General features: G+C 51.1%; 4 protein-coding genes. 3 read left to right on the top strand and 1 reads right to left on the bottom strand.

Annotation, left to right across the window (positions count from 1 at the left end; all coding sequences use genetic code 11):
• Positions 1–193: 193 nt before the first annotated feature.
• On the bottom strand, positions 194–4,714 hold the full coding sequence (gltB, locus tag B5F77_RS08995) for a glutamate synthase large subunit (RefSeq protein WP_087329972.1): 4,521 nt from the start codon (positions 4,712–4,714) through the stop codon (positions 194–196).
• Positions 4,715–5,032: 318 nt separating this feature from the next.
• Between gltB and dapF the strand changes: the two genes are divergently transcribed.
• The 3 genes from dapF to B5F77_RS08980 all read left to right on the top strand — a co-directional run bounded on the left by dapF (position 5,033) and on the right by B5F77_RS08980 (position 9,573).
• On the top strand, positions 5,033–5,845 hold the full coding sequence (dapF, locus tag B5F77_RS08990; RefSeq protein ID WP_087329982.1) for a diaminopimelate epimerase: 813 nt from the start codon (positions 5,033–5,035) through the stop codon (positions 5,843–5,845).
• Between the two features lie 270 nt (positions 5,846–6,115).
• Positions 6,116–7,345, top strand: a complete 1,230-nt coding sequence (locus tag B5F77_RS08985) for an LL-diaminopimelate aminotransferase (RefSeq protein ID WP_087329970.1) — start codon at positions 6,116–6,118, stop codon at positions 7,343–7,345.
• Between the two features lie 41 nt (positions 7,346–7,386).
• Positions 7,387–9,573 (top strand): glutamine synthetase III, encoded by a 2,187-nt coding sequence (locus B5F77_RS08980; RefSeq protein WP_087329968.1) that lies wholly within the window; start codon positions 7,387–7,389, stop codon positions 9,571–9,573.
• The last annotated feature ends 38 nt before the right edge of the window (positions 9,574–9,611 follow it).

Here is a 9,611-nt window from a genome sequence, read left to right as displayed (position 1 = left end):
TGCGCGACGTCGGCGTACCCCCTCGCCGAGCCCCTGCACGCTGCATGACGTCGGCGTACCCCTTCGCCGAGCTCCTGCACGCTGCGCGACGTCGGCGTACCCCCTCGCCAAGCTCCTGCACGCTGCATGGCGTCGGCGTACCCCCTCGCCAACGTCCTGCACGCTGCGCGGCGTCGGCGAGCGTAGTTTCACTTTAAAAATCTTGCTGTAGGTGTTCGAGTTTCGCTTGCCAACGGCGCACTTGCTCTTCATGCAACACTTTCTTGTACTCTATCGGGACAATTTGAATGAACTCCTCGGCATAGCGGTCCCAATCGTCGAGCATCCGGCGAGCCAGGGGACTGCCTGTATACCGGTAATGTTTTTGTATCAGCTCGTACAACTCTTTACGCGCATGGGTGTCTTCAAGGAGCGAAAGCTCGACCATCTCCATGTTGCAGAAGAAATCGAAATTACCTTCGCGGTTCCAGACGTAGGCCATACCTCCGCTCATCCCGGCGGCAAAATTGCGTCCGGTTGTTCCTAAAACCACCACGCGGCCTCCCGTCATGTATTCACAACAATGGTCCCCTACGCCCTCTACCACAGCAATGGCGCCGGAGTTGCGCACACAGAAACGTTCGCCTACCCGACCGTTGATATACACCTCTCCGCTCGTCGCGCCATAGAGCAACGTATTGCCCGCAATGATATTTTCCTCCGGACGGAAAGAAGCCCGGGCAGGCGGCACGAGGCTGATACGGCCTCCGCTTAACCCTTTTCCCAAATAATCGTTCGCATCCCCTTCCAGACGGAAATGAACGCCCTGTACCAGGAAAGCGCCAAAACTTTGCCCGGCGGAACCTTCAAAATGCACTTCGAGCGTCTCGTCCGGAAGCCCTTCATGACCGTAAAGGCGGGCTATCTTGCCGGAAAGCTGCGCACCCACGGAGCGGTCCGTATTGACAATCGGATAATGCAGCGACATTTTCTGTTTGGAAAGAATGGCCTTTTCCGCCTGAGCGATGAGCTGTTCGTCCAACACGTGCGGCCGCTCCGGGATGAAATCGGGCTGCCGATAAAGAACCTGTGAAGAAGTCGTTTCCGGGAAATACAAAAGACGGGAAAAATCCAATCCCGCAGCTTTGCCCCGGTAAGTATCCGGTTTGCGTTCCAACCAATCGGTCCGCCCGATAATCTCGTCGAGTTTGCGGACACCCAGCAGCGCCAAATACTCGCGTACCTCTTCCGCCAAATAAGTAAAGAAATTGACCAGATATTCCGCCCGTCCGTGGAAACGTTTCCGCAAGGTTTCGTCTTGCGTGGCTACCCCTACCGGACAGGTATTTTGATGACATTTGCGCATCATGACACATCCCAAGACAATCAGGGCCGAGGTAGCAAACCCAAACTCTTCCGCGCCCAACATCGCCATAAGGACAATATCGCGTCCCGTCTTGAGCTGTCCGTCTGTCTGCAAGCGGACTTTCCCCCGCAGATTATTCCGTATCAACGTTTGTTGCGTTTCGGCCAAACCTATTTCAGGAGGTAAACCCGCGTAGTAAATAGAACTCAACGGAGACGCGCCCGTCCCGCCCTCTGCACCGGAGATAATGATACGGTCCGCTTTCGCCTTCGCTACGCCGGCCGCGATCGTACCGATGCCGCTTTCTGAAACCAGTTTCACACTGATTTCCGCCTGCGGATTTACCTGCTTCAGGTCGAAGATAAGTTGTGCCAAATCTTCGATGGAATAAATATCATGATGCGGAGGTGGGGAAATAAGCGAAATGCCCGGAATCGAATAGCGCGTCTTGGCAATGATGTCGTTCACCTTGTAGCCTGGTAATTGTCCCCCTTCGCCAGGTTTAGCACCTTGCGCAATCTTGATTTGGATTTCGTCAGCATTCACCAAATATTCCGTCGTCACTCCGAAACGGCCGGAAGCCACCTGCTTGATGGCCGAACGAAGCGAAGAACCATCTTCCCGCGGAAGGAAACGCGCCGGGTCTTCGCCCCCTTCGCCGGTATTGCTTTTCCCATGGATACGGTTCATGGCGATGGCCAACGTCTCGTGCGCTTCCCGGCTGATGGAACCGAAGCTCATCGCCCCAGTGACGAATCGCCGCATGATGTCGGCAGCCGGTTCCACCTCTTCTATCGGGACAGGCGAAGATTTCCGGAAGGTCCAGAAATCCCGCAAGAAAACAGGCTGCGTTTTCTCGTCGACCAACCGTGTGTATTCTTTAAATTTCCGATAACTACCCAAGCGCGTCGCCTGTTGGAGCGCGATAATCGTTTCCGGATTCCAAGCATGAACCTCTCCTCCCTTACGAAAAGCGTAAATCCCTTGGAAATCCAAGAATGGTTTCAACGGCAGGAAGAAGGCTTCGTGATGACGGAGAAGAGCGTCGCGGGCTATCTCGGATAATCCAATGCCACCCACGCTACTGGTCGTCTGTCCGAAGTAATCATTGGCCAGTTCCTCGCTTAAGCCGACTGCTTCGAATAACTTGGCACCCCGGTAACTCCGGATTGTACTGATGCCCATCTTGCTCAACACTTTCAGCAAACCCTTACACAACGACTTGACATAATTCTTTTCAGCCGTTGCGTAGTCCAGCTGGATAACATGCCGCGCGACTAAATCATCCAATACGGCAAAGGCCATGTAAGGATTGACCGCACTGGCTCCATATCCCAACAAAAGGGCGGCGTGCATGACTTCACGCATTTCGCCTGTTTCGACCACCAAAGCCGTCTGTACGCGTTTTTTGACAGAAATAAGGTAATGGTGCACAGCGCTCACTGCCAATACAGATGGAATCGCCGCATGCGAAGCGTCCACACCGCGATCCGTCAAGACTATATAATTCGCGCCGCCAGCTACTGCCTCGGCCGCCTCTCGGCAAAGCCGGTCGAGTGCTGCTTTCAATCCAGCTTCTTCGCCTTGCGACGCCTCGAACAACATGGGAAGCTTCACGGCCCGAAATCCTTTGTATTGAATATGGCAAAGGATATCCAACTGTGCATTGGTCAGGATAGGACACTGCAGGCGTACCATCTTGCAATGGCTTTCGTCGGGATGCAAGATATCTTCCCCTACCTTCCCGATATATTCCACCAAGCTCATCACCAATTCCTCCCGAATCGGGTCGATAGGCGGGTTCGTCACCTGGGCGAATTGTTGTCGGAAATAATTATATAATAATTGAGGACGTTTTGACAAAACAGCCAACGGCGTATCGTTTCCCATCGAACCGACAGGTTCTGCCGCATTCGTACACATAGGCATCAGAATACGTTCCACATCTTCCCGCGAATACCCGAAAGCCCGGAGCTTTTGTGGGAAGCCCTCTACTGAACGGGGTACTTTCCTTCCGGATTTCAATTCATCCAACTCAATACAGTTACGTGTAATCCATTGTCGGTAGGGCTGTGCTTCAGCCAATTGTTGTTTTAAATCCTTGTCTTCATACACCCGGCCCTCCTCGGTATCAAGCAACCACATTTTGCCTGGTCTCAACCGACCTTTCTCTTTAACCCGTTCCGGTGCTATCGGAAGAACACCGGTCTCAGATGCCAACAAAACCCAATCATCGTGGGTGATAAGATAACGGGCAGGGCGCAAGCCGTTACGATCTAACATCCCGCCTACGTAGCGTCCGTCGCTAAACAACAGAGCTGCCGGTCCGTCCCAAGGTTCCGCCAAAATAGAATGATATTCGTAGAACGCCTTTAAGTCGTCGGATATCGGATTCTTTTCATTGAAGCTCTCCGGTACCAGCATCGCCATGGCATGGGGCAAGGAAAGACCGGATGCTACCAGAAATTCCAAGACATTATCCAGCGAAGCGCTATCGCTCATGCCCGGTTGGATAATCGGATGTATCTCCTCCGTATTCCCCAACCGAGGCGTGGAAAGCACGCTCTCTCGGGCAGCCATCCAAGCCCGGTTTCCTCGAATGGTATTAATCTCACCATTATGGGCCAAGAGACGAAAAGGCTGGGCTAATTTCCAAGCAGGAAATGTATTGGTACTAAACCGGGAATGTACTAAAGCCAAACCGCTCGTAAAGTAAGGATTGCTTAAATCTGGGAAATAGGACCTCAGTTGCATCGATTCCAACATACCTTTATATACCATGCTGCGCGTTGAGAGCGAAGTGATGTAGAAATCCTCTTTCTGCGGAATGGAGGAAGCCGCCACCCGATTTTCTATCCGCTTCCGGAGCAGATAGAGCTTCAGTTCCAAATCTGCTGGGTCTTTTCCTCCCGTAAAGAAAAATTGCCGGATGTCCGGCTCTACGGCCCGGGCCTCTTCGCCTAATATCTCTGAGCAGACAGGCACTTCCCGTACAGCGAGTAAATTCAAGCCTAACCGCTCTGTTTCATGCTTGATAATTTCCCCTATTTCGCCGTAAACCTTTTCGTTCTTAGGCATAAAAAAGAGTCCTGTCCCATACCGTCCTTTCTCTGGTACAGGAATACCTTGCAAGAGAATGAACTCGTGTGGGATTTGAAGCAAGATGCCAGCTCCATCGCCCGTCTTGCTATCGGCTCCTTCTGCTCCTCGATGGCGCATATTCTCGAGGATAGTCAATGCAGAATCCACTATTTCATGGGATTTCTCGCCATGAATATGAGCCAACATCCCGACACCACACGCATCGTGTTCGTACGCCGAATCATACAAACCTTGCTCTTCTTTCATAATATTCAATGTTTCTTTCATTTTGCATCTATTGTTTAGTAAAAATGAAATATTATAATCATTTTGCTTGCAAATATATATAATTAGTTTCATACCGACAAAACAGGGAGGATTATTTCATTCTTTTTCTTGTAGCTTTTCTTTCATACTTTCAAATACAAACTAAAATCCTTATTCTTGTTTCTAAATGGAACAAAACAGGGATTAATCACGACAATTTGAAAGAACACATATTTTATGGAAAGAAAATAGGATATTTTGCTTTTATCTGTACAGAATGATATATATTTGCAGCAAATAAAAACAAAGCGTTTGAATTATCACAAAACAAAGAACAAAATGACAATCCAATTTACCAAAATGCAGGGAATCGGGAACGATTATATATATGTAAACACAAACTTGTTCCCCATCGCCCGACCGGAAGAAACGGCACGTCGCTGGAGCACGTATCATACGGGCATTGGCTCGGATGGCTTGGTGCTGATTGAGTCTTCGGAGGTGGCCGATTTCCGGATGCGGATTTTCAATGCAGACGGCTCGGAAGCGAAGATGTGCGGCAATGCGTCTCGTTGCATCGGCAAGTATGTATTCGAAAAGGGATTGACACAAAAGCAAGACATCACGCTGGAAACGCTCTCGGGCATCAAAACGTTGCACTTGCGGGTGGGCAAACAGGGGACCGTCGAACAGGTTACGGTCGATATGGGTGCTCCTGAAATCCTGGAGGTCGCGCATTCCCTTACATTATATAATAAGGTATATACGGGGACGGTTGTTTCGATGGGGAATCCGCACTTCGTCTTGCGCGTCGAAGATATCGGGCTGGTGGATTTGACCTCCGTAGGTCCGTTGCTGGAGAAACATCCGCATTTCCCGGACCGTACGAATGTCGAGTTTGTAGAGCTTCGGAAAGATGGTTCGGCGCGGATGCGTGTCTGGGAACGGGGTTCAGGCATCACGCAGGCTTGCGGGACGGGCGCCTGTGCTACGGCTTCGGCACTCATAGCGCATGGCTGGGCGAAGCAAGACGAGGATATCCCCATCGAGATGGATGGCGGCACGCTCCGCATCCGCTGGAGCTCGGCAGACGGGCATATCTACATGTCGGGCGGTGCGGAATTTGTATTTGAAGGCAAAATAGATTGTTAACAGGTATTAAAATAGGCAGCCTGGTTATCTACAGGGGCACTGGCGATAATAAGTATCTAATATATAAGTACATAAGAACACCGCTGACAGGTATAAGAAGTGTCATTGACACCTATAAGAAGTGTCGGTGATACTTATAAGAAGTGTCAGGGATACTTATAAGAAGTGTCGGTGACACTTATGGGAAGTGTCAGTACCCCCTCTTTTTAAGGGCAAAATGGCCTTTTAGAGATACAAAAACAATGTATAAATGTAAATAAAACAAAATATATGGCATTAGTCAACGAACATTTTTTGAAACTGCAAAGCAATTACCTTTTCGCCGACATCGCGAAGCAAGTAAACCGGTTTAAGGTGACGCACCCCAAGGCGAAACTTATCCGGATGGGCATTGGCGACGTGACGCAACCGTTGGCGCCGGCCGTCATCCAAGCGATGCACCGGGCGGTAGACGAGATGGCACGGAAAGAGACCTTCCACGGTTATGGCCCCGAGCAGGGCTATCCCTTCCTGATCGACGCCATCATCAAGCACGATTACGAGCGGCTGGGCGTCTTCATCGAACCGAGCGAGGTGTTTATCAGCGATGGAGCCAAGAGCGATTGCGGGAACATCGGCGACATGCTCCGACACGACAACAGCATCGGCGTCCTCGACCCGGTCTATCCGGTCTATATCGATTCGAACGTGATGGCGGGACGGACGGGAACGTTTGCCGACGGGCATTGGAGCGACATCGTCTACCTCCCCTGCACGGAAGAAAATGGGTTTGTCCCCCAACTTCCCTCGCGCCGTGTGGATATCATCTATTTATGCTATCCCAACAACCCGACAGGCACGACGCTGACCAAAGAGCAGCTCAAGGCATGGGTCAACTATGCGCTGGCCAACGATGCCATCATCATGTACGACTCCGCTTACGAAGCCTATATTCAAGACCCCGCCATCCCGCATTCCATCTACGAAATCAAAGGCGCGAAGAACGTGGCCATCGAGTTTCGCAGCTTCTCGAAGACAGCAGGATTCACGGGCGTGCGATGCGGCTACACGATTGTACCTAAAGAGGTGACAGCCACTACGCTGAAGGGCGAGCGCGTACCCCTCAATAAATTATGGAACCGCCGCCAATGCACGAAATTCAACGGGACGAGTTACATCACCCAACGGGGAGCAGAGGCAGTCTTCTCGACAGAAGGCAAAGCGCAGGTAAAAGCGACCATCCGCTATTATATGGAAAATGCCCGCCTGATGAAGGAAGGGTTGGAGGCATGCGGTTTGCGCGTCTATGGCGGAGTTAACGCGCCGTATCTTTGGGTGAAAGTACCAGACGGATTGACCTCGTGGCGTTTCTTCGAGAAACTACTTTATGAAGTGAACATCGTCAGCACGCCCGGCGCCGGATTTGGTCCGAGCGGAGAAGGCTATCTCCGCCTCACGGCCTTTGGCGACCGCGACGAGACGCAAGAAGCCATCGAACGTATCCAGCATTGGATGCGATAAAAAGATAAAAACAGGATAACCCATTAAAAAACAAAAATGATATGTCTAAGTTAAGATTCAATGTCGTAGAATCGGCATTTGCCAAGAAACCGGCCGAAGTAGTTTCTCCAGAAGCGAAAGTTTCAGAATATTTCGGTATGCAGGTATTCAACCGCGAAAAGATGTTTAAGTATTTGCCAGAAAAGGCATACGAACGATTGATTGATTGCATCGACAACAATACGCCTCTCGACCGGGAAACAGCCAATGCCGTGGCCAATGGCATGAAGAAATGGGCGCTCGAACGCGGAGCGACACACTACACACACTGGTTCCATCCCCTGACCGAAGGGACAGCCGAGAAGCACGATGCCTTCATCGAGCCGAACGGAAAAGGCGGAGTCATCGAAGAATTCTCTGGCAAGCTCCTCATCCAGCAAGAACCGGACGCATCGAGCTTCCCCAACGGAGGTATCCGCAATACCTTCGAAGCACGTGGTTATTCGGCTTGGGACCCCTCTTCGCCTGCTTTTATCGTAGGCGATACGCTCTGCATCCCGACTATCTTTATCGCCTATACAGGTGAGTCGCTGGACTATAAAGCTCCCCTGCTGAAAGCATTGGAAGCAGTCAACAAGGCGGCGGTCGAGGTATGCCACTACTTCGACCCGTCGGTCAAGAAGGTGTATGCTTATTTGGGCTGGGAGCAGGAATATTTCTTGGTAGACGAAGGACTGTATGCCGCCCGCCCGGATTTGTTGATGACCGGACGTACTTTGATGGGACATGAAAGCTCGAAGAACCAACAGTTGGAGGACCATTACTTCGGGGCTATCCCTCCGCGGGTATTGGAATTTATGAAGGAATTGGAGATTGAATCCCTCAAATTGGGAATTCCCGTCAAGACACGCCATAATGAAGTCGCGCCGAACCAATTCGAATTGGCTCCGGTCTTCGAGGAATGTAATCTGGCAAACGACCATAACCTGCTTGTGATGGCCTTGATGCGCAATATCGCCCGCAAGCATGGCTTCCGTGTTCTCTTGCACGAAAAGCCATTCAAAGGGGTAAACGGTTCCGGTAAGCATAACAACTGGTCGCTCGGCACAGACAACGGCACGCTGCTCATGGCCCCGGGCAAAACTCCAGAAGAGAACCTCCGCTTCGTCACCTTTATATTGAATGTATTAAAGGCCGTGCATACGCATAACGCCCTGCTTAAGGCAAGTATCTCTTCCGCTACGAACGCACACCGTTTGGGAGCGAACGAGGCTCCTCCTGCTATCATCTCTTGCTTCCTCGGTTCGCAGCTCTCGGCCGTGCTCGACCATTTGGAGAAGAGCGGTACGGATGATTTCAACTTAGGCGGAAAGCAGGAAAAGAAATTAGACATCGCCCGCATACCGGAGTTGCTGATAGACAATACCGACCGAAACCGCACGTCGCCTTTCGCCTTCACGGGGAACCGTTTCGAGTTCCGTGCCGTAGGTTCGTCGGCCAATTGCGCCTCGGCCATGCTGGTATTGAATGCAGCCGTAGCCGACCAATTGAAACGTTTCAAAGTTTCCGTGGATGCGAAGATGGCCTCTGGGAAAGATAAGTTTGCAGCTATCCTCGAAGAGCTCCGCGTCATGGCCAAAGAATGCAAGGCCATCCATTTCGACGGAAACGGGTATAGCCAGGAATGGAAAGACGAAGCCGCCCGCCGGGGATTGGATTGTGAGACGAGCGTTCCCCTCATCTTCGACGCTTACCTGAAGGAAGAAAGCGTACGGATGTTCGAGTCGACTGGTGTCATGAACCGCAAAGAATTGGAAGCACGCAACGAAGTGAAGTGGGAGATGTACACGAAGAAAATTCAAATCGAAGCACGCGTCTTGGGCGATTTGGCAATGAACCATATTATCCCGATGGCGACGAAATACCAGACGTCGCTCATCGACAACGTTTATAAGATGAAAGACCTCTTCCCGGCAGACAAGGCCACCCGCCTTTCGGCCAAGAACATGGAAATCATCGAAGACATAGCCAACCGTACCATTTTCATCAAAGAAAAGGTAGATGAAATGGTAGAACGCCGCAAGGTAGCCAACAAAATCGAGACCGAGCGCGAAAAGGCTATCGCCTATCACGACACGATTGTCCCCTTGATGGAAGCCATCCGGTACCATATCGACAAGCTGGAACTCGTGGTAGACGATCAGATGTGGACGCTCCCGAAATACCGCGAGCTCCTTTTCATCCGCTGACATGTTTTCTGCTACATTTTGTGTCATGTAGGCTGGCA

The organism is Parabacteroides sp. An277, from assembly GCF_002159645.1.
Classification (GTDB): domain Bacteria; phylum Bacteroidota; class Bacteroidia; order Bacteroidales; family Tannerellaceae; genus Parabacteroides.
This window is presented reverse-complemented; position numbering and strand designations above follow the sequence as displayed.